Consider the following 18,915-nt stretch of genomic DNA (forward strand, 5'->3'; position numbering starts at 1 on the left):
GTGGCAGTGATCGGGTCGGGGGAGATCCGTGGGGGCGCGGTGGTGCGGGGGCGGTGCGGATATGGACCGGATGGATGGAGCGGGGCGACCGGGCCGGGCGGGGCTGCTGAGGCTGGCGCGATTGCGGTGGTCCGGGCGGCCCGGGTGGCCGGGGTGGCTGCGGCTTCCGCGTACGAGAAGGGGGCGGCGGCTGGCCGTGCAGGGGGCCATGGCCCTCTGCGTGCTCGGGCTGCTGCCCGCGACCTGGCTCTTCGTGACGACGGACAGCAAGATCGGCACGACCGCTGACGCGCCGCGCGCCCGGGTCGCGATGGTCTTCGGCGCCGGGCTCTGGGAGGGCGAGCCCTCGCCGTATCTCGCGCACCGGCTGGACGCGGCCGCCGATCTGTACCGCGCGGGCCGGATAGAGGTCGTGCTGGTGACGGGTGACAACAGCCGCGAGGAGTACGACGAACCGGACGCGATGCGCGCCTATCTGAAGAAGCACGGGGTGCCGGACCGCCGGATAGTGAGCGACTACGCCGGGTTCGACACCTGGGACTCCTGTGTCCGCGCCAAGAAGATCTTCGGCGTGGACCGGGCGGTGCTGATCAGCCAGGGCTTCCACATACGCAGGGCGGTCGCGCTGTGCGACGCGGCGGGCGTCTCGTCGTACGGCGTCGGAGTGGACGCGGTGCACGACGCGACCTGGTACTACGGCGGCGCCCGGGAGATCTTCGCGGCAGGCAAGGCAGCGCTGGACGCCACGCTCCACCCGGCCCCACGCTTCCTGGGCCCGCGAGAGCGGGGAGTGGAACGCGCGCTGGCGTCGGGCCGGTGAGTCTTGGGGCCCCGGGTGCCCCGAAGGAGCGCGGGTGCTTGAGTGCCCCAAAGGGGCGCGGGGAACTGCGCAACCAGCCACGACGCACCCGCGGGTGGCTGGCCGCTGAGCGGCGGGGGCCCAGGTGCCCCAAAGGGGCGCGAGGAACTGCGCGACCAGCCACGACACACCCACAGGTGCCTGACCGCGCACCAAACCGACCCCACCTCACAGCGAGGTGCGGCCATGGCTGAGATCGGCTTACCGCGTGCGTAACGCGAGCACGTCAGGGCACGTAACAAGAACGGAGGACGCTGGACGGCATGCACTCCACGGCGACCCCCGCGACCCCGGCGACTCCCGCGACTCCCGCGGCCACCGCGGCCACCGCGGCCACGGCGGTGACGGCGGTGACGGCGACCCACTGCCCGTACTGCGCGCTGCAGTGCGGAATGGGGCTGGCGGCGGGCCCCGGTGGTGGCGTGGAGGTCGTGGAGCGCGCGGCGTTCCCCGTGAACAAGGGCGCCCTGTGCGGAAAGGGACGCACGGCGCCCGCGCTGCTCTCCTCCCGGGTGCGCCTGACCGAGCCCCTCGTCCGATCCCACGCCACGGGCAAGCTCGCGCCGGCTACCTGGGAGGAGGCACTCGACCGGATCGCCGGTGAGCTGTCCCGCGTGCGTACGGAGCATGGCGCGGACGCGTGCGGGGTGTTCGGGGGCGGAGGGCTGACCAACGAGAAGGCGTACGCGCTGGGCAAGTTCGCGCGGGTGGTGCTCGGCACGTCGCAGATCGACTACAACGGACGGTTCTGCATGTCGTCGGCGGCGGCGGCCGGGCAGCGGGCGTTCGGGCTCGACCGGGGGCTGCCGTTCCCGCTGGAGGACATCCCCCGCACCGGCTGCGTGATCCTCGTCGGGTCGAACCTCGCCGAGACGATGCCGCCCGCCCTGCGGTATCTGACCGAGCTGCGGGAGAACGGCGGCACGCTGATCGTCGTGGACCCCCGGCGGACGCGGACCGCCGAGCAGGCCGACCTGCATCTGGCGCCGCGCCCCGGCACGGACCTCGCCCTGGCGCTCGGGCTGCTGCACCTGGTGGTGGCGGAGGGGCGGACGGACGAGGCGTTCATCGAGGAGCGGACCAGCGGATGGGAGGAGGCGCGGGCGGCGGCGATGGCGCACTGGCCCGAGCACGTGGAGCGGATCACCGGCGTGCCCGTGCCCCAACTGCGGGACACCGTGCGGATGTTCTGCGACGCCGAGACGTCGATGGTGCTCACCGCGCGCGGGCCCGAGCAGCAGTCCAAGGGCACGGACACCGTCGGGGCGTGGATCAATCTCTGCCTCGCCACGGGCCGGGCCGGGCGGCCGCTGTCCGGGTACGGGTGTCTGACCGGGCAGGGCAACGGCCAGGGCGGGCGCGAGCACGGGCAGAAGGCGGACCAGCTGCCCGGGTACCGCAAGCTGACGGATCCGGCGGCGCGGGCGCATGTGGCGGGGGTCTGGGGCGTGGACCCGGAGTCGCTGCCGGGGCCCGGCAGGTCGGCGTACGAACTGCTCGACGCGCTCGGCGGGGACGTGAAGACGCTGCTCCTGATGGGGTCCAACCCGGTCGTGTCGGCGCCGCGGGCCGCGCATGTGGAGGAGCGGCTGCGGTCGCTGGACTTCCTCGCGGTGGCGGACGTGGTGCTGTCGGAGACGGCCGCGTTGGCGGACGTGGTGCTGCCGGTGACGCAGTGGGCCGAGGAGACGGGGACGGTGACGAATCTGGAGGGGCGGGTGTTGCTGCGCCGCCGGGCGGTGTCCGCGCCCGCCGGGATCAGAAGCGACCTGGACGTGCTGCACGGGCTCGCGGCGCGGCTCGGCCATGAGAAGGGTTTCCCCGTCGATCCGGAAGAGGTCTTCGAGGAGCTGCGGCGGGCGAGCGCGGGTGGGCCCGCGGACTATTCGGGGATCTCGTACGAGCGGCTGAGGGAGGGGGACGGCGAGGGGGTGTTCTGGCCGTGCCCCGACCCTGCGCCCGGCACCGGGCAGGCGCGGGGCACCGGGCAGGTTCCGGGCACCGGGCAGGCTCCGGGCGTCCGCGAACCGGCGCCGGGCGCCGATGTGCCCGTGGAGGCCGCCGTGGCTCCGCATCCCGGGACACCCCGGCTGTTTCTGGAGGGGTTCGCGACGGAGGACGGGCGGGCGCGGTTCGTGCCGGTGGTGCATCGGGCCGCGGCGGAGGAGACGGACGCGGAGTATCCCGTGCTGCTCACCACGGGGCGGGTGCTCGCGCAGTATCAGTCGGGGGCGCAGACGCGGCGGGTGGATGAGCTGAACTCCGCGGCGCCAGGGCCTTTCGTGGAGCTGCATCCACGGCTCGCGGCGCGGTTCGGGATAGCGGACGGCGAGGCGGTCGCCGTGGTCTCGCGGCGCGGCCGGGCGGTGGCCCCGGCGCGGGTCACATCGTCGATCCGCTCGGACACGGTGTTCATGCCGTTCCACTGGCCGGGCGAGGGGCGGGCCAACTCCCTGACGCACCCGGCGCTGGATCCGATATCGCGGATGCCGGAGTTCAAGGTGTGCGCGGTGCGGCTCGAACGCGCGGAGAGGGCCTAGGAGGCCCTCAGCGGGTGCGCCCGGTGGCGGTGGCCGCCATAGGCATGCCGGGCGCGAGGGTGACAGCTCCCGGTCTGCGCCCACAGGGGCAGGCGCGCCGTTCCCGCGATCACTCGGCGGTCTCGCGCTCCACCCACTCCAGGTAGGCCGCGTTCCCCCGCGCCACCGGGGTCGCGATGATCTCCGGGGTGTCGTAGTCGTGGGCGTCGGCGAGCCATGCCTCCAGGGCGGCGTAGCGCGCGGTGGTCGTCTTGAGCAGCAGTTGCCATTCCTGCGCGGTCTCGATCTCGCCCTCCCAGCGGTACACGGAAGTGACGGGTCCGGTGATCTGCGCGCAGGCCGCGAGCCGGGCCTGGACCGCCCCGCGCGCGAGGTCGCGCGCCTTGTGTTCCGCGTCGGTCGTGGTCAGCACGGTCAGCACGGCAAGCGCCTTCGGTTCTGCGTCCATGCGCCGATTGTGCCCAGCCCTCGCGCGGACCGTTGCGCCAGCCCTCACGTGACCGTTACGCCAGCCCTCGCGCGGCCCGTTGCGCCCCGCCCCCGCGCAGGCCCCGGACCCGACCGTCGCGCGCTGTCGCCGCCAGAGGCGAGTGCCCTGGTCGAAGGTCCCGAGATGTCGGAGTTCTCCAGCTGTAGTCGTGGTTGTTACACAACCTCCCGTTTTCTGTGATGGACGGTTCCTACGGTCGACAGCGGTGGCCGGCCCCTGCCGAACCCCCTGCGCAGTCCCTGGGCCGGCCACCACCAGCCCACCGGCCTCCGCACGAGTCAGCCACGCCATGAACCCGAACCTCCGCCGCCTGCTCCTCTCGGGCGCCGCCCTCCTCGTCGCCCTCGCTGCCTCCGTGCTCGCCGGATGCACCGGCCCCGACGGCCTCGGCCCGGGCGAGGCCGCGCCTTCCGTCTCCGCGCAGCCGCGCCCGGAGGCGGTCTGGCCCGCCTGGTCGGGTACGTCGTCGCTGGCACCCGGCGCCGACGCCGCCACGCGTCAGCCGCCCCCGCGGGCGCTTGAGGGGCTGCCGAAGGTCGGTTCGGGAGGGCTCGCCTCGCTGGATGTCCACACGGTCCTGCGGGCGGATCCGCGGACGAAACCGCTGGCCGAGCGGGGGCTGATCGACCGGCCGGGGCGGGCGGGGCTGCGGCCGCCCATGTTCATGGACCTGACCGGCGACAAGAAGCCCGAGTTGCTGGTCGCCGCGGACACGGAGAGCGGGCGGAACATCCTGACCGTCTACACCGAGCGCGGCGGCAAGGTCTATCCGATCCTGTTCACCTCCGGCAGGCGGATGAGCGTCGAGACGATCGGCCCCGACCTGCTGGTCCGCACGCCGTGCTCGGACGGCGGCGAGCAGGCCGTGCGCTTCCACTGGGACGGCGCGCGGATGTCCACGGTCAGCGACATCAGGGACTACAAGAAGCCGGGGGACTCCCCGGAGACGGTGGGGCCGAGGCCACGCGCCTCGGACACAGCGGAGCCGAGGCCGCGTGCCTCCGAGACCGCACCCACGGGAGGGCCCTGATGCGGCTGAGGACCGCGCGGGCGCGGCTCCGCATGCCGCGTCGGCTCCGGGCCGCCCGGACCCAGGCCCTTCACGCCGCCTGGCGTGCCCTGGTTCCGCGCGGGGCCGAGCGGAACGGTCTCGGGCTCCGCTGGAAGATCGCCGCGCTCCTCGCCTGCGGGTGTGCCGTCGTCGCCGTCGCCATCGGGCTGCTCATCCACCACGCCAGGCTCGACCAGGTCGCGGGGAACGCCCGCTCGAACGCGACCGCGCAGCTCGTCCGCGTGCGCCAGCTGTACGAGTTGACGGGGCAGGTCGACCGGAGCGACACGGACGCGGCCCTCGACGATCCGGACCTGCCCGAGCCGCTGCGGCGGGCCGCGCTGGCCGGGCAGCGGAGCACCTATCTCGACCTGGCCTCGGACGACCCGTGCGTCTGGGCGGCGAGACCGGTCGGCGGCCGTACCCGTCACGTGCTGTCCGTCCGCGAGTCGCTGCGCGAACAGGCGGACGAGGTAGCCGACTTCGACCGGCAGCTGATGATCTCGGGAGCCGTGGTCGTCGGCCTCGCCGCGCTCGGCGGGGCGGGGCTCTCCAGCAGGCTCAGCCGTGAACTGCGTACCGCCGCCGCCATCGCGCGCCGCATCAGCCAGGGCGACCTGGACGCCCGTATCCACCCTCCCCGGCCGCCGGACGCGCGGCACGCCAAGGACGAGGTGGCCGAACTGGCCACCGCCGTCGACACGATGGCCGCCTCCCTGCAACAGCGCCTGGAGGCCGAGCAGCGCTTCACCGCCGATGTCGCGCACGAGCTGCGCACCCCGCTGACCGGGCTGCACACGGCGGCCGAGCTGCTGCCGCCGAGCCGCCCGACCGAGCTGGTGCGCGACCGGGTGCACGCCCTGCGGACCCTCACGGAGGACCTGTTGGAGGTGGCACGGCTGGACGCGGAGGTGGAGAAGCCGGACCTGGAAGTGCATCCGCTGGGGCGGCTCGTCGAGACGATCGCCGAGCGCGCGGGCGGCTCGCAGGCCGCCTTCACGGCACGCGGGACGCGGGCCGCGTATGAGACGTTCGTACGCACCGACGTGCGACGCCTTGAGCGGATTCTGACGAATCTCGTCGCCAACGCCCGTAAGCACGGCGGCGATCCCGTCGAGGTGCGGGTCGAGGGCACCGAGGTGACGGTCCGCGATCACGGCCCCGGCTTCCCCGACTGCCTCCTGAAGGACGGCCCGCAGCGCTTTCAGACCGGTGCGCGCGAGCGCGGCCAGGGGACCGGCCTGGGACTGACCATCGCGTTCGGCCAGGCCCAGGTGATCGGCGCGAGCGTGGAGCTGGCCAACGCGGTGGACGGCGGGGCGGTGGCGGTCGTCAGCCTGCCGCGGGCCTAGGACCGCCCTCACGCCCGTACGGCCTCATTCCCGTACGACCTAACTCCCGTACGACCTAACCTCCGTACGGCCGGACCGCCTTGGCCGCCCGCAGTGCCCAGCCCCACCACGCCAGTTGGTCGAGCATGGCCTTGGCCGCGGCGTCGGCGGCCGACGGGTCGCGGTGGTTGCCCTGGTCGTCGAAGAGGGCGCCCGCGTTGTGGAAGGAGACGGTGTCGCGGATCGTCATGGTGTGCAGCTCCGCGAAGACCGGGCGCAGGTGCTCCACCGCGCGCAGGCCGCCGGAGAGGCCGCCGTACGAGACGAAGGCGAGCGGCTTCGCCTCCCACTCGGCCTTGTGCCAGTCGATGAGGTTCTTCAGGGACGCCGGGTAGGAGTGGTTGTACTCGGGGGTGAGGACGATGAACGCGTCGGCGGCGGCCAGCTTCGGGGTGACCTTGGCGAGTTCGGCGGCCACGGCGGCGGGCGGGTTGAAGGAGAGGGAGGTCGGCAGGTCGGATTCGGCCAGGTCGACGACGTCGACGGTGAGGTCGGAGCGCTCGCGGACCCGGGCGAGCAGCCACTCGGCGACGATCGGCCCGAAGCGGCCCTCGCGGTTGCTGCCGACGATGACGGCGACGCGAAGGGGCGCGTCGCCACCGCTGTCACCCGCGAAAGCGGAGGCGGAAGGAGCGGAAGGGGTGGACAGAAGGGGCAGGGAGGACGTGGTCTCGGTCATGGGGCAAGCCTCGTAGTTAAACCTTGGTTGAGGTCAAGCGTGGACTTCTGGCTAACCTGACCGCATGACCCCGCATCTCGCGCCGCACGCCAAGGAAGCCACCGTCGGGGAACTCTCCGCACGCAGCGGGGTCTCCCCCTCCGCCCTGCGGTTCTACGAGCGCGAAGGGCTCATCAAGTCCCGCCGCACCACCGGGAACCAGCGCCGTTACGGACGCGACACCCTGCGCAGGCTCGCCTTCATCCGCACCTCGCAGCGGCTCGGCATCCCGCTGGCCACCATCCGCGAGGTGCTCGGCCTGCTGCCCGAGGACCGCACGCCGACCCGCGAGGACTGGGCGCGGATCTCCGAGTGCTGGCGCGCCGACCTCGACGCCCGGATCCGCACCCTCCAGCGGCTGCGCGACGACCTCACCGACTGCATCGGCTGCGGCTGCCTCTCGCTCGCCAAGTGTGCGCTGACCAACCCGTGGGACGAGCTGGGCGAGCGCGGCCCCGGGGCGCGCCGCCTGGTCGAGGAGGAGGACCCGTGCGCCGCGAAGAGCTGCCCGGAAGCGCGGGCGGACGAGGTGGGAGCTGTCTCGTAGCGTGGCCGCATGACAACCACGGACCTGGTGCAGCGCATCGAGATCGACGGACAGCCGGCCACGGCGGGAAGCCTGCTCTGGCCCGCCCTCGTCAACACCGGACACTTCACCGCGATGCAGGTCAGGGGCGGCAAGGTGCGGGGCATCGAGCACCATCTGGCCCGGCTCGACGCGGCCACGCGCGAACTGTTCGGGCGGGAGCTGGACGGGGAGCGGGTGCGCGGCGCGGTCCGGCACATCCTGCGGGACGACATCGACGACGCGTCCGTACGTGTGTACGTCCACGCACCGCACGGGGAGCCGTCCCTCATGGTCACCGTGCGGCAGCCCGTCGTGCTGCCCGCGGGCATGGCGGCCCGCGCGCAGGCGCTGACCGCCGTGCCGTACCAGCGGCCCTTCGCCCACATCAAGCACCTGGGCGGCTTCGGGCAGGCCCGGCACGGCGAGCTGGCGCGGTCGGCGGGCTTCGACGACGCGCTGCTCACCGGCCCCGGCGGGGAGATCAGTGAGGGCGCCGTCACGAACATCGCCTTCTTCGACGGCACACGGGTCGTGTGGCCGGACGCGCCCCACTTGGCCGGCATCACGATGCGGCTGATCGAGGAGCGTCTGCCGGCCGCCGGGTTGCCCACCGGGCACGCCCCCGTCACCCTCGCGGATCTGCCGTCGTACTCGGCTGCCTTCGTCACCAACGCGTGGGGGGTGAGTCCGGTGCGCCGCGTCGACGATGTCGCGTACGCCGTCGACGAGAAGCTGATGGCGATCGTGGCCGGGGTCTACGAGGAGGTCCCCTGGGACACGATCTGAGGGGCGCGGCGGGCGCCACGGAGGCGCGGCGGGGTGCACCGCGCCGCGCCGCACCTAGCCGCACGGGACCGACCCAGCCGTACCGGCCCACTCCGAGCCGCACCCAGCCGCACCGGACCCACCGGATCGCACCAAGCCGCACCGGACCTCACCCAGCTGCACCGGGCCGTACCGGCCCACTCCGAGCCGCACCCGGCCGCACCGGGCCGACGGCCTCGCCGGTGCCTCCGCCGAGGGGCCGGGTCACCCATTCACAGCCGCCGCGCGCGCTCTTCGGAGTCTTGCCGCCGACAAGCCGGTGACCTGCTGGAACGCTCACCTCGTCGGGCCGGAAGCCGCTCGTTCGGCGGCTTTCTGATGGTTCATCAGGAGGCGTGGGCCGCCGAGTGCCACTTACCTCGGTACAGCGGGGCTCGACCGACGCAGCGGCACTTGGGGGTGCCGCGGGGCGTGTCCCGCGAAGGCCTCGGAGGAACGAGCACCATGCGCAACGCCCGCCTGCTGTCCGGTACCGCGCTCGCCGTAGCGGCGGCGGGCGCCCTGGCCGCCCCCGCCTCCGCATCCGCGTCCGCCACGCCCGCGTTCGCCGCGCCCGCTCCCGCCCCCGTCGGCGGCCTGGAGATCCAGCCGGCGACCGTCATGCCCGGTTCCGCCGTCACCGTGCACACCACCGCCTGCGGCTCCGGAGGGACCGCGACGGGGGACGCGAGCGCGGTCGGGGCGGGCACGTTCACGCTCGCGCCGGGCGCGCGGCCCGAGGACGTGACCGGGCGGTTCGAGGTGCCGCCGTCCGCGCAGCCCGGCACCTACGAGATCGTCGCCAAGTGCTCCGGTTCCGGCGGTGCCGCCGTGAGGAACAAGCAGGTCGCGGGCGATCTGGTGGTGACGATCACCTCCACGGCGGCCGCCGCGGAACAACCGCGTCCGCATCCGCGGGGGCATGTGAAGACGGGGGTCGGCGGCGCGCTCGGTCCCGACCCCGTGCAGACCGCGGCGGGAGTGGCGGCCCTGGCCGTCGCCGCCGCGGGCGGTACCTGGCTCCTGCATCGCCGGGCGAGAGGCGACAGGATCTGACGGACACCCTCCGCTGTCCACCGGTACCGCCGCCCGCGCCCCCTCCCGGCCCGTGTCCCCTCGTGGGCCGGGAGGGGGACGAGGGAACCCCGGCCCGACCGACCCCGAGGGGGACGCCGTATGCGCAAGAGGACCGGCAACGCCGTCATAGCGACCGTCACCGCCGTGGCGCTCTGCTCCGGCGCCTGGCTGCTGACCAGCGGCACCGCGTCGCACCCGCCTCCGCAGCCCTCCTCCGCGCAGGCCGCCCCGACCCGGCCCGGCGCGGCCCGCCCCGACCCCGGCACCGCACCGCTTCCGCCCTCGCCGCCCGACCGGGTGCGGATCCCCGCGATCGGCGTCGACGCGCCCCTGATGGGCCTCGGCCTGACCCGGCAGGGCAGCCTCGACGTGCCTCCGGCCGGGCGCAAGAACCTCGCGGGCTGGTACGAGGCGGGCACCACGCCCGGCGAGCGCGGCACCGCGATCGTGGCGGGCCACGTCGACAACAAGGAGGGCCCCGCCGTCTTCTACGAGCTGGGCGCGCTGCGCAAGGGCCGCACGATCGAGATCGAGCGCAGGGACGGCAGCGTGGCCGTCTTCACGGTCCACGCGAACGAGGTGTACGACGCGAAGGACTTCCCCGACGAGAAGGTGTACGGCGCCGCTCCCCGCCCCGAGCTGCGGGTGATCACCTGCGGCGGTAAGTACTCGGAGCGCACCGGCTACCAGGGCAATGTGGTGGTCTTCGCGCACCTCACGGCGGTGCGCTGACGCTCGCCGAGGGCGCGCCCTCGCTCAGGCCACCCACTGCTCGTACGCCATCTTGGCGACGAGTCCGAAGACGGTGACCAGGAGCACGACCCGGACGAACCCGCTCCCCTTCTTCAGCGCCGTGTGCGCGCCGAACATGCCGCCCGCGAGGTTGAAGGCGGCCATCAGCGCGGCCAGTTGCCACAGCACCGCGCCCTGCCAGGCGAACATCGCGAGGGCGCCCGCGTTGGTGCAGCAGTTGACGATCTTGGCGGTGGCCGACGCGGCGACCAGGTCGAGGTGGAGCACGGCGGTCAGGGCGAGCACGAGGAAGGTGCCCGTGCCGGGCCCGATGAGGCCGTCGTAGAAACCGATGCCGAGACCCGCGAGGCCGATCGCGGCGAGGATCCGCTTCGGCGACGCGGGTGCGGCGGAGGGCGCGGTGCCGAAGGCGGGGCGCAGGATCACGAAGGCGCCGACGGCGACGAGCACCACCATGATCACGGGCTTCAGTACGTCGGTGCTCATCCCGGCCGCGAAGAAGGCGCCGCCCATCGACCCGGCGAGCGCGGCGAGGCCGATGCGGACGGCGGTGGGCACGTCGACGGGGGTCTTCCTGGCGTACGTCACCGCCGCGCCCGTGGTCCCGACGATCGCCACGGCCTTGTTGGTGCCGAGGGCGTGCGCGGCCGGGGTGCCGCCGGGCAGGCCGAGCAGCAGGGCGGGGAGCAGCAGCAGTCCCCCGCCGCCGACCACGGCGTCGATCCAGCCGGCCGCGAGGGCGGCGAGACACAGGACGACGACTGTGGTCAGGGATATGTCAGGCATGATCGCGACCCTATGCCGTTCAGGATGCCGGTCAGCGGGCGGCCCGTGGCTCGGGGACGGTGGCCGGGGCGCGGTCGGGGGCCGGGGGCGCGGCGGGGTCGACGGTGAGGGTCAGGGCGGTGGCGAAGAGCGCGCTCGCTCCGGCGAGGCCCGCGGCGAGCGTGTGGCGGGCCCGGCGGGTGGGGCCCTGGGCGGGGGCGGGGGGTCTGCGGTGGCGTCCCATGGGACCGGCGTTCTCCAGCTCGAATGGGGGGTCGACGCGAAGGGCGTTCATTGGGTCGGGGTGCTCAGTCGGCCGGGGCCTTCACCTCGGGCGTTCAGAAGGCGAAGTCCTCGGCGTGGATGCGCTGCGCGGGGACGCCCGCGCGCAGGAGGGCGGCGGTGGCGGCGGCGGACATGCCGGGCGGGCCGCACAGATAGACGTCGTGCTCGGCGAGGTCGGGGACGAGGTCGCGCAGGGCCTGTGGGGAGAGGGGGTCGAAGGCGGCGCCGGACGCGCCGAGCAGATAGTGCAGCCCGGCTCCCCTGCGGGCGGCGATCGCCTCCAGCTCCTCCCTCAGGACCAGGTGTGCGGCGCTGGTGGCGCGGTAGAGGAGGGTGAGGTCGCCGGGGCCGCCGGGCAGCGTCTCGAAGAGGGCCCGCATCGGGGTGATGCCGACGCCGCCCGCGAGGAGCAGCACCTTGCGCCGGGTGCGCCGGTGGGCGGTGAGCGCGCCGAACGGCCCGGTGGCCAGGACGCGCGTGCCGGGCCGCAGGCGCCGCATCCGCCGGGTGTGGTCGCCGGCCGCCTTGACGGTGATGCGCATGGTGTCGTCGCGTACCGGCGCGGAGAGGGAGAAGGGCAGCGCGGTGCGCCAGAGCCTGCGCCCGAGGAACCGCCAGCGGAAGAACTGGCCCGGTTCGGCGCGCAGTTGGTCGAGCCCGATGCCCTGCACGACGACGGAGACGACGCCGGGTCCTTCGTCGCGGACCTCGATGACGCGCAGGCTGTGCCGCAGGGCTTGCCGTACGGGGACGACGAGGCGGTACCAGAGGAGCAGGACGGCGACGGTGGCGTGCGCGAGGGCCCACAGCCAGCCGGTGAGGAGGCTGCCCGCGATGTCCGGTCCGGCGAGCTGGTGGGCGAAGGCGAGGGCGGCGCCGAGGTAGGTGAGCAGGTGGGCGGCGCGCCAGGTCTCGTGGGCGAGGCGGCGGCGCACGGCGCGGGCGGAGGTGACGCCGACGGCGGCGAGCAGCGCGGTGCCGACGGTGGCGGCGGCGAGGCCGGGGTAGCCGAGGAGGTCGAGGGCGGCGCGCGGGAGGCCGGTGCCGGTGTGCGCGGCGTATCCGCAGAGGGCGAGCAGGGCGTGGGCGGCGCAGAGGCTGAGCACGTACCGCCCGCCGAGGGCGTGCAGCCGGGCGAGCCGGTCGGCGCCGACGCCGTGCTCGATGGCCGGTACGCGGGCCATCAGCACCAGCATGACAAGCACCCCGTACCCGGCGAGCAGCCCCGTGAGGTGCGCCCCACCGGCGAAAACACCGGCGACCCTGAGGTCCGCCCGCACCTGCGCACCCCACATCCCGCCCACGGCGAGCGCCCCGGCGAGGATCGCGGAGCGGAGGGCGGGGGGTGAGACGCGTGGCGTCGCGTACGCCCTCGGGGGCTTCCTGGGCCTCGGCGGGATCCGCGCCTCGGGTACCGGGTTCGTCTGGCGCAGGTACGCGGACAGTGCGGGGTGAGTGTCGGGTCGGGGGTCGGCTGCCTGTGTGGTCACGGCGGCACACTAGGCGCGGGCGCCACCGGAAAAGGGCTGGTCAGCGCGGTACCGCCAATCCTTAAGGCGCCCTTGAGGACCCCCTCAAGAGGCGTTAAGCAAACGACTCCTCCCACCCACCCGCCCCCCCCACGGCAAGAACTCGGCGCGGGGCAAACACCCCACCCCTACGGGAAGGACTCGGCGCCGGGCAAACACCCCACCCCTACGGCAAGGACTCGGCGCGGGGTGAACGGGTGGGTGGGTGGGAGAGCGCCCGCCGCGAAGCAGGCGGAAAACCCTCACAGCACCCCCCAGCGGAAGCTGAGCGCACCGTTCCCCCAGAGAAACAACCCGGCCCCGACAGGGAAACACCCACCCCGCAGGCTGCGGAACATGACATCCACGGCAGTGGTGATCGGCGCGGGCCTGGCCGGCGCCCACGTAACACAGCGCCTGGCCGCAGAGGCCATCGACACCGTACTCATCGGCGAAGAGGACCACGCCCCCTACAACCGCGTCCTCCTCGCCGAGGTCCTCGCGGGCCGCTACGGCGCGGACGTGATCACCCTGCCCACCCCCAAGGCCGGCACCACCCTCCGCACCCGCGCCGTCCGCGTCGACCGCGCGGACCGCCTGGTGCACTGCGAGGACGGCACCGTCGTCCCGTACGGCACCCTGATCCTCGCGACCGGCTCCAACCCCGTCCTGCCGCCCCTGCGCGGCCTCTTCGCCCCCGGCGCCCGCGAACTCCCCCGGGGCGTGCACGCCTTCCGGACGATGGACGACTGCCTGGCCCTGGACAAGGCCGTGGCCCCCGGCACCCGTGTCGTCGTCATCGGCGGCGGCCTCCTCGGCGTATCGGCGGCCCGCGCCCTGGCCCAGCGGGGCGCGCAGGTCGTCCTGACGCAGCAGGCCGAGCGGCTCATGGAGCGCCAGCTCGACCCGGCCTCCTCGGAGCTGGTGCGGGCGCACCTGACGGGCCTCGGCGTGGAGGTGCACACGGAGTGCCGGGTGCGCGGTGTCGGCGTCACGGACGGCGCCGTACGCCACGTGGAGCTGGCCGACGGCTACGAACTGGAGACCGAGCTGACCGTCCTCGCCTGCGGGGTACGCCCCCGCACGGGACTCGCGCTGGCCGCCGGACTCGACGTACGCAAGGGCATCGTCGTCGACGACCTGCTGCGCACGTCCGACCCGCACATCAGGGCGATCGGCGACTGCGCGGAGCACGCGGGCCGCGTCTACGGCCTGGCGACCCCGGCGCTCGAACAGGCCGACGCGCTCGCCGCCGCCCTGACCGACAAGAGCACCGACAAGAACAGCAGCGGAAGCACAGACGGAGGCACCGGCGCAGGCAGAAGCCCCGCCCCCTACACCGGCAGCCGCATGCTCACCCGCCTCACCCTCGCGGGCCCCGGCCCGCTGGACCTCGCCGCGTTCGGCGACCCCGAGCCGCGCCCCGACGACGACGTCATCCAGCTCGCCGACGCCACCCGCGGCACCTACCGCAAGGTCGTCGTCCGCGGCGACCGCCTGGTCGGCGGCGTCCTGCTCGGCGACCTCGCCTCGGTGGGCGCGCTGGCCCGCGCCTGGGAGGCCGACGACCCGCTGCCCGACGACGACAGCCCCCTGCTCCACCTGCTCACCCATCCCCAAGCTCTCGACCTCGCTCGAGCAGGGCAGACCCCGACCGGAGGCCGCTGACATGCCGACCCCCCAGCCGAACCCCGCACAGACCCCGCCCCGCCCCACCCTCGTGCTCGTCGGCCACGGCATGGTCGGCCAGCGCTTCCTGGAGGCCGCCGTCGAGCGCGGACTCGCGGCGAGCCACCGGATCGTGGTGCTCTGCGAGGAGCCGCGCCCCGCCTACGACCGGGTGCAGTTGACCTCGTACTTCTCGGGCCGCACGCCCGACGAACTCTCCCTCACCGACCGGGACTTCCTCGACGCGCACGGCATCGAGCTGTACGTCGACGAGCCCGCCGAGAGCTTCGACCGCGAGGCGCGGACGGTCACGGCCCGCTCCGGGCGGGTCTTCCCGTACGACACGCTCGTGCTCGCCACCGGCTCCTACCCCTTCGTGCCGCCCGTGCCGGGCAAGGACGCGACGGGCTGCTTCGTGTACCGCACCATCGAGGACCTGCTGGCCATCGAGGAGTACGCGAAGAAGCACGCCACGACCGGCGCCGTGGTCGGCGGCGGCCTCCTCGGCCTGGAGGCGGCGGGCGCGCTGCGCGGGCTCGGGCTCGCCACGCACGTCGTGGAGTTCGCGCCGCGCCTGATGCCCGTGCAGGTCGACGAGGGCGGCGGCGCGGCCCTGCTCCGGACCATCACCGGCATGGGTCTGACCGTGCACACGGGCACCGGCACGCAGGAGATCGTGACGGGCGAGGACGGTTCGGTCAGCGGTATGAAGCTGTCCGACGGCAGTGAACTCGCCACGGACCTGGTGGTGTTCTCCGCCGGTGTCCGCCCGCGCGACCAGCTCGCCCGCGAGCACGGTCTGGCGGTCGGCGAGCGCGGCGGCATCACCGTCGACGCGCAGTGCCGCACCAGCGACCCGGACGTGTACGCGATCGGCGAGTGCGCGCAGGCCGTGGACGGCCGCGTATACGGCCTGGTCGCGCCCGGTTACGAGATGGCGCAGACGGCGGCCGCCGCCATCGCCGCCGACCGGGAGGCGAGCTTCACCGGCGCCGACCTGTCGACCAAGCTGAAGCTCCTCGGCGTCGACGTGGCGTCCTTCGGTGACGCGCACGGCACGGCTGAGGGCTGCCTGAACGTCGTCTACTCCGACTCGCGCTCGGGCACGTACAAGAAGCTGGTGATGGGCGCGGGCGGCGAGCTGCTCGGCGGCGTCCTCGTCGGCGACGCGGACGCGTACGGCCTGCTGCGCCCGCTCACCGGGACCGTGCCGCCGGTGCCCGCCGAGCAGTTGGTGCTCCCCGCGGGCGCGGGCGCGCCCGTCGCGCTCGGCCCGGAGTCGCTGCCGGGATCGGCGGTGATCTGCAGCTGCCACAACGTCACCAAGGACGCCATCCAGGCCTGCGCCACGCTGCCCGAGGTGAAGAAGTGCACCAAGGCCGGTACGGGCTGTGGCAGTTGCGTGAAGGTAATCGGGCAGCTGCTTCCGCACTCCGGCGGCAAGGGGCTGTGCGGCTGCTTCGCCCAGACCCGCCAGGAGCTGTACGAGATCGTGCGCGCCCTGCGGGTCACGTCGTTCCGCGCGCTTCTCGACGGGCACGGCCGTGAGGCGGCGCGCGGCGGCGAGGGCTGCGAGGTGTGCAAGCCGACCGTCGGTTCGATCATCGCCTCGCTCGCCCCGACTATCGGCGCCGAGGGGTATGTCCTCGACGGCGAGCAGGCGGCGCTCCAGGACACCAACGACCACTTCCTCGCCAACCTCCAGAGGAACGGCTCGTACTCGGTGGTCCCCCGCATCCCCGGCGGCGAGATCACCCCCGAGAAGCTCATCGTCATCGGCGAGGTGGCACGGGACTTCGGCCTCTATACGAAGATCACCGGCGGCCAGCGCATCGACCTCTTCGGAGCGCGGGTCGACCAACTGCCCCGGATCTGGCAGCGGTTGGTGGAGGCGGGCTTCGAGTCGGGGCACGCGTACGGCAAGGCGCTGCGCACGGTGAAGTCCTGCGTCGGCCAGACCTGGTGCCGCTACGGCGTGCAGGACTCCGTGCGCATGGCCATCGACCTGGAGCTGCGCTACCGCGGCCTGCGCGCCCCGCACAAGCTGAAGTCGGCGGTCTCCGGCTGCGCCCGCGAGTGCGCCGAGGCCCAGTCGAAGGACTTCGGCGTGATCGCCACGGCGAGCGGCTGGAACCTGTACGTGGGCGGCAACGGCGGCGCCACCCCGCGCCACGCCGACCTGCTCGCGCAGGACCTGGACGACGCCGGGCTGATCCGTCTCATCGACCGGTTCCTGATGTTCTACATCCGCACCGCCGACCGCCTGGAGCGCACCGCCGCCTGGCTGGAGCGGATCGACGGCGGCCTCGACCACGTGCGCGACGTGGTCGTCCACGACTCGCTGGGCATCTGCGCCGAGCTGGAGGCGCTGATGGCCGACCACGTCACGCACTACCGCGACGAGTGGGCCGAGACCCTCGACGACCCCGACCGCCTCGCCCGCTTCGTGTCCTTCGTGAACGCGCCGGGCGTGCCGGACCCGACGGTCGGCTTCGTCCCGGAGCGCGACCAGATCAAGCCGGACCTGCCCCTGCTCTCCCTCAGCCCCCGGCCCCTGGAAGGAGCCTCCCGATGAGCACCGCCCCCACACGTGTCCAACTGCGCCTGGCGAACGACTGGTTCGAGGTCTGCGACCGCGCCAGGCTGACCCCGGGCCGTGGCCTCGCGGCCCTGCTGCCCGACGGCAGCCAGGCCGCGCTCTTCCTCGACCGCGAGGGCCGCGCGTACGCGATCGACAACCGCGATCCGTTCACGGGCGCCGCGGTGCTCTCCCGCGGCCTGCTGGGCTCGCAGGACGGCCGGCCGTTCGTCGCCTCGCCGCTCCTCAAGCAGCGGTTCGACCTGGAGACGGGGCGGTGCCTGGACGACGACGAGGTGACGGTGGCGGTGCATTCCGTGCGCATTGCTTGACCGATCGTTCCAGAAATACCTTGACCGGTCGTTCCAGAAAGACATAGCGTCCCCCTCGTGGCCAGGACCAAGGAATTCGACCCGGACGCCGCCTTGCAGTCAGCCCTGGAGCTGTTCTGGCGGCGTGGCTACGAGGCGACGTCGATGGCGGACCTCGTCGAGACGCTCGGCATCGGGCGCGCCAGCATCTACGCGACCTTCGGCAACAAGCACGAGCTGTACCTGAAGGCCCTGGAGCGGTACGGCGAGCAGCAGAAGCCCCTGCTGCTCGCCGAGTTGGCACAGCCCGGACCGGCGCTGCCCGCCGTCCGCGCGGCGGTGCGGCGCTTCGGCGCCGAGGCCACGGCCCATGAGCGCCGCCTGACCGGGTGCTTCGTCACCAATACGGCGGCCGAGCTGGCCCCCCACGACGAGGCGGCCGCCCGCGGCGTCGAGCGCAGCTGGGAGCAGGTCGAGACCCTGCTGCACTCCGCGCTCGTGCGCGCCCAGGCCCAGGGCGAACTGCCCGAGGACCGCGATCCGCTGACGCTCGCGCGCATGCTGCTCGTCCTGATGCAGGGCCTGCGCGTCGTCGGCAAGGCGTCCACGGATCCGGCGCGGGTGCGGGACGCGGTCGAGCAGGCGCTGACCCTCCTGGACTGACTGACACCCTTCCACCCTGGTTCATTTCCGCTGCCCAAATACTGGACCGATCGGTCAAGAAAAGAGTTCCGTCATGACTGTCACCCGTGCCCGCTTCACCGGCCGTACCGCCCTCGTCACCGGCGGCGGCTCCGGTCTCGGCCGCGCCGCCGCCCTCGCGTTCGCCGCCGAGGGAGCCAACGTCGTGGTGGCCGGACGCACCGAGGCCCCGCTGAAGGAGACCGTGTCCCTCATCGAGGCGGCGGGCGGTACGGCCCTCGCCGTCACCGCCGACGTCTCCCGCTCGGCCGACCTCGCCGCCCTGGTCGCGACGGCGGTCGCCCGCTTCGGCTCCCTGGACGTCGCCGTCAACAACGCGGGCGTCCTGCGCGCCGGACAGCCGGTCGCCGAGCTGCCCGAGGAGGACTGGCGCACGATGCTCGACATCAACGTCACCGGCGTCCTGCTCGCCCTCCAGGCGGAGGTCAAGCAGATGCGCACCCAGCCCGCGGGCGGCGCGATCGTCAACATCGGCTCGAACCTGGGCGCCCACACCTCCGTCCCCGGCACGGCCGCGTACGGCGCGACCAAGGCGGCCGTCTCCGCGCTGAGCCGCGCGGCCGCCGCCGAGCACATCCGGGACGGGGTCCGCATCAACACCGTGAGCCCTGGCGCCTCCGACACCTCCATGTCGCTCAAGCCCGGCGAGAGCGAGGCGGACCGCGCGGCGCGCATGAAGGAGCAGTCGCCGCTCGGCCGGGTCTCGACGACCGAGGAGGTCGCCGCGGCCGTGCTGTACCTGGCGTCGGACGAATCCGGCTCCGTGGTCGGCGCGGACCTCGTCATCGACGGTGGCGCGGCGGCCTGAGCGGCCCCGCCTACCGCGCCTACCGCGGCTACCGCGGCT

At 73.7% G+C, this 18,915-nt stretch carries 18 protein-coding genes; 13 read left to right on the forward strand and 5 right to left on the reverse strand.

The window, feature by feature from the left end; genetic code table 11:
* Nucleotides 1-61: 61 nt before the first annotated feature.
* Nucleotides 62-820 carry an ElyC/SanA/YdcF family protein gene (locus DMA15_RS11280; RefSeq protein WP_125512637.1) on the forward strand — a complete coding sequence of 253 codons (759 nt, stop codon included), beginning with the start codon at nt 62-64 and terminating at the stop codon, nt 818-820.
* 302 nt (nt 821-1,122) lie between these two features.
* Nucleotides 1,123-3,399, forward strand: coding sequence for a molybdopterin oxidoreductase family protein (locus tag DMA15_RS11285; protein ID WP_125512638.1), 2,277 nt, complete (start codon nt 1,123-1,125; stop codon nt 3,397-3,399).
* A gap of 109 nt (nt 3,400-3,508) precedes the next feature.
* On the opposite strand, the gene cutA is transcribed toward DMA15_RS11285, so the two are convergent.
* Nucleotides 3,509-3,847 (reverse strand): divalent-cation tolerance protein CutA, encoded by a 339-nt coding sequence (cutA, locus tag DMA15_RS11290; RefSeq protein ID WP_125512639.1) that lies wholly within the window; start codon nt 3,845-3,847, stop codon nt 3,509-3,511.
* A gap of 331 nt (nt 3,848-4,178) precedes the next feature.
* Between cutA and DMA15_RS11295 the strand changes: the two genes are divergently transcribed.
* Together DMA15_RS11295 and DMA15_RS11300 are read left to right on the forward strand one after the other, a co-directional pair.
* Nucleotides 4,179-4,919, forward strand: a complete 741-nt coding sequence (locus DMA15_RS11295) for a hypothetical protein (RefSeq protein ID WP_206302706.1) — start codon at nt 4,179-4,181, stop codon at nt 4,917-4,919.
* Nucleotides 4,919-6,292: a HAMP domain-containing sensor histidine kinase gene (locus DMA15_RS11300; protein WP_240659749.1), complete on the forward strand. Its 1,374-nt coding sequence runs from the start codon at nt 4,919-4,921 to the stop codon at nt 6,290-6,292. The genes DMA15_RS11295 and DMA15_RS11300 overlap by 1 nt, the downstream gene beginning before the upstream one ends.
* Before the next feature lie 55 nt (nt 6,293-6,347).
* Here the strand turns inward: DMA15_RS11300 and DMA15_RS11305 are convergent, their stop codons facing one another.
* Nucleotides 6,348-7,010: an NAD(P)H-dependent oxidoreductase gene (locus DMA15_RS11305; protein ID WP_125512640.1), complete on the reverse strand. Its 663-nt coding sequence runs from the start codon at nt 7,008-7,010 to the stop codon at nt 6,348-6,350.
* Between the two features lie 64 nt (nt 7,011-7,074).
* Between DMA15_RS11305 and soxR the strand changes: the two genes are divergently transcribed.
* The 4 genes from soxR (at nt 7,075) to DMA15_RS11325 (ending at nt 10,230) form a co-directional block, all read left to right on the forward strand.
* Nucleotides 7,075-7,596: a redox-sensitive transcriptional activator SoxR gene (gene soxR, locus DMA15_RS11310; protein ID WP_125512641.1), complete on the forward strand. Its 522-nt coding sequence runs from the start codon at nt 7,075-7,077 to the stop codon at nt 7,594-7,596.
* 9 nt (nt 7,597-7,605) lie between these two features.
* Entirely contained in the window at nt 7,606-8,403 is a 798-nt protein-coding gene (locus DMA15_RS11315; RefSeq protein WP_125512642.1) for an aminotransferase class IV, read from the forward strand.
* Nucleotides 8,404-8,886: 483 nt separating this feature from the next.
* Nucleotides 8,887-9,477: a hypothetical protein gene (locus tag DMA15_RS11320; RefSeq protein WP_125512643.1), complete on the forward strand. Its 591-nt coding sequence runs from the start codon at nt 8,887-8,889 to the stop codon at nt 9,475-9,477.
* Nucleotides 9,478-9,597: 120 nt separating this feature from the next.
* Entirely contained in the window at nt 9,598-10,230 is a 633-nt protein-coding gene (locus tag DMA15_RS11325; protein WP_125512644.1) for a class F sortase, read from the forward strand.
* A 24-nt stretch (nt 10,231-10,254) separates the two neighbouring features.
* Here DMA15_RS11325 and DMA15_RS11330 read toward each other — a convergent pair whose 3' ends face one another.
* Genes DMA15_RS11330 through DMA15_RS11340 form a run of 3 tightly spaced genes read right to left on the reverse strand, consistent with a single transcriptional unit; the run spans nt 10,255 to nt 12,791 of the window.
* Entirely contained in the window at nt 10,255-11,037 is a 783-nt protein-coding gene (locus DMA15_RS11330; RefSeq protein WP_125512645.1) for a TSUP family transporter, read from the reverse strand.
* A 31-nt stretch (nt 11,038-11,068) separates the two neighbouring features.
* Nucleotides 11,069-11,311 carry a hypothetical protein gene (locus DMA15_RS11335; protein ID WP_125512646.1) on the reverse strand — a complete coding sequence of 81 codons (243 nt, stop codon included), beginning with the start codon at nt 11,309-11,311 and terminating at the stop codon, nt 11,069-11,071.
* A 43-nt stretch (nt 11,312-11,354) separates the two neighbouring features.
* Entirely contained in the window at nt 11,355-12,791 is a 1,437-nt protein-coding gene (locus tag DMA15_RS11340) for a ferredoxin reductase family protein (RefSeq protein WP_240659750.1), read from the reverse strand.
* Nucleotides 12,792-13,166: 375 nt separating this feature from the next.
* Here DMA15_RS11340 and DMA15_RS11345 point away from each other — a divergent pair, with 375 nt between their 5' ends.
* The 5 genes from DMA15_RS11345 to DMA15_RS11365 all read left to right on the forward strand — a co-directional run bounded on the left by DMA15_RS11345 (nt 13,167) and on the right by DMA15_RS11365 (nt 18,876).
* Nucleotides 13,167-14,477: an FAD-dependent oxidoreductase gene (locus DMA15_RS11345; protein WP_125512647.1), complete on the forward strand. Its 1,311-nt coding sequence runs from the start codon at nt 13,167-13,169 to the stop codon at nt 14,475-14,477.
* 1 nt (nt 14,478) lies between these two features.
* On the forward strand, nt 14,479-17,052 hold the full coding sequence (gene nirB, locus DMA15_RS11350) for a nitrite reductase large subunit NirB (protein WP_125512648.1): 2,574 nt from the start codon (nt 14,479-14,481) through the stop codon (nt 17,050-17,052).
* Complete coding sequence (nirD, locus tag DMA15_RS11355; RefSeq protein ID WP_125512649.1) at nt 17,049-17,387, forward strand: nitrite reductase small subunit NirD; 339 nt, start codon at nt 17,049-17,051, stop codon at nt 17,385-17,387. The genes nirB and nirD overlap by 4 nt, the downstream gene beginning before the upstream one ends.
* Nucleotides 17,388-17,444: 57 nt before the next feature.
* Entirely contained in the window at nt 17,445-18,029 is a 585-nt protein-coding gene (locus tag DMA15_RS11360) for a TetR/AcrR family transcriptional regulator (RefSeq protein WP_125512650.1), read from the forward strand.
* A gap of 73 nt (nt 18,030-18,102) precedes the next feature.
* Nucleotides 18,103-18,876, forward strand: coding sequence for a glucose 1-dehydrogenase (locus DMA15_RS11365; protein WP_125512651.1), 774 nt, complete (start codon nt 18,103-18,105; stop codon nt 18,874-18,876).
* The last annotated feature ends 39 nt before the right edge of the window (nt 18,877-18,915 follow it).

It is taken from the genome of Streptomyces sp. WAC 01529 (assembly GCF_003945545.1).
In the GTDB taxonomy this organism is placed as follows: Bacteria; Actinomycetota; Actinomycetes; order Streptomycetales; family Streptomycetaceae; genus Streptomyces; species Streptomyces anatolicus.

Excerpts from the sequence above, each read along its gene's own strand:
- DMA15_RS11295 (WP_206302706.1), top strand. The coding sequence starts at position 4,179 with ATGAACCCGAACCTCCGCCGCCTGCTCCTCTCGGGCGCCGCCCTCCTC.
- nirB (WP_125512648.1), top strand. The coding sequence starts at position 14,479 with ATGCCGACCCCCCAGCCGAACCCCGCACAGACCCCGCCCCGCCCCACC.
- DMA15_RS11330 (WP_125512645.1), bottom strand. The coding sequence starts at position 11,037 with ATGCCTGACATATCCCTGACCACAGTCGTCGTCCTGTGTCTCGCCGCC.
- DMA15_RS11345 (WP_125512647.1), top strand. The coding sequence starts at position 13,167 with ATGACATCCACGGCAGTGGTGATCGGCGCGGGCCTGGCCGGCGCCCAC.
- DMA15_RS11365 (WP_125512651.1), top strand. The coding sequence starts at position 18,103 with ATGACTGTCACCCGTGCCCGCTTCACCGGCCGTACCGCCCTCGTCACC.
- DMA15_RS11305 (WP_125512640.1), bottom strand. The coding sequence starts at position 7,010 with ATGACCGAGACCACGTCCTCCCTGCCCCTTCTGTCCACCCCTTCCGCT.
- cutA (WP_125512639.1), bottom strand. The coding sequence starts at position 3,847 with ATGGACGCAGAACCGAAGGCGCTTGCCGTGCTGACCGTGCTGACCACG.
- DMA15_RS11320 (WP_125512643.1), top strand. The coding sequence starts at position 8,887 with ATGCGCAACGCCCGCCTGCTGTCCGGTACCGCGCTCGCCGTAGCGGCG.
- nirD (WP_125512649.1), top strand. The coding sequence starts at position 17,049 with ATGAGCACCGCCCCCACACGTGTCCAACTGCGCCTGGCGAACGACTGG.
- DMA15_RS11335 (WP_125512646.1), bottom strand. The coding sequence starts at position 11,311 with ATGAACGCCCTTCGCGTCGACCCCCCATTCGAGCTGGAGAACGCCGGT.
- DMA15_RS11280 (WP_125512637.1), top strand. The coding sequence starts at position 62 with ATGGACCGGATGGATGGAGCGGGGCGACCGGGCCGGGCGGGGCTGCTG.
- DMA15_RS11285 (WP_125512638.1), top strand. The coding sequence starts at position 1,123 with ATGCACTCCACGGCGACCCCCGCGACCCCGGCGACTCCCGCGACTCCC.
- DMA15_RS11315 (WP_125512642.1), top strand. The coding sequence starts at position 7,606 with ATGACAACCACGGACCTGGTGCAGCGCATCGAGATCGACGGACAGCCG.
- soxR (WP_125512641.1), top strand. The coding sequence starts at position 7,075 with ATGACCCCGCATCTCGCGCCGCACGCCAAGGAAGCCACCGTCGGGGAA.
- DMA15_RS11325 (WP_125512644.1), top strand. The coding sequence starts at position 9,598 with ATGCGCAAGAGGACCGGCAACGCCGTCATAGCGACCGTCACCGCCGTG.
- DMA15_RS11300 (WP_240659749.1), top strand. The coding sequence starts at position 4,919 with ATGCGGCTGAGGACCGCGCGGGCGCGGCTCCGCATGCCGCGTCGGCTC.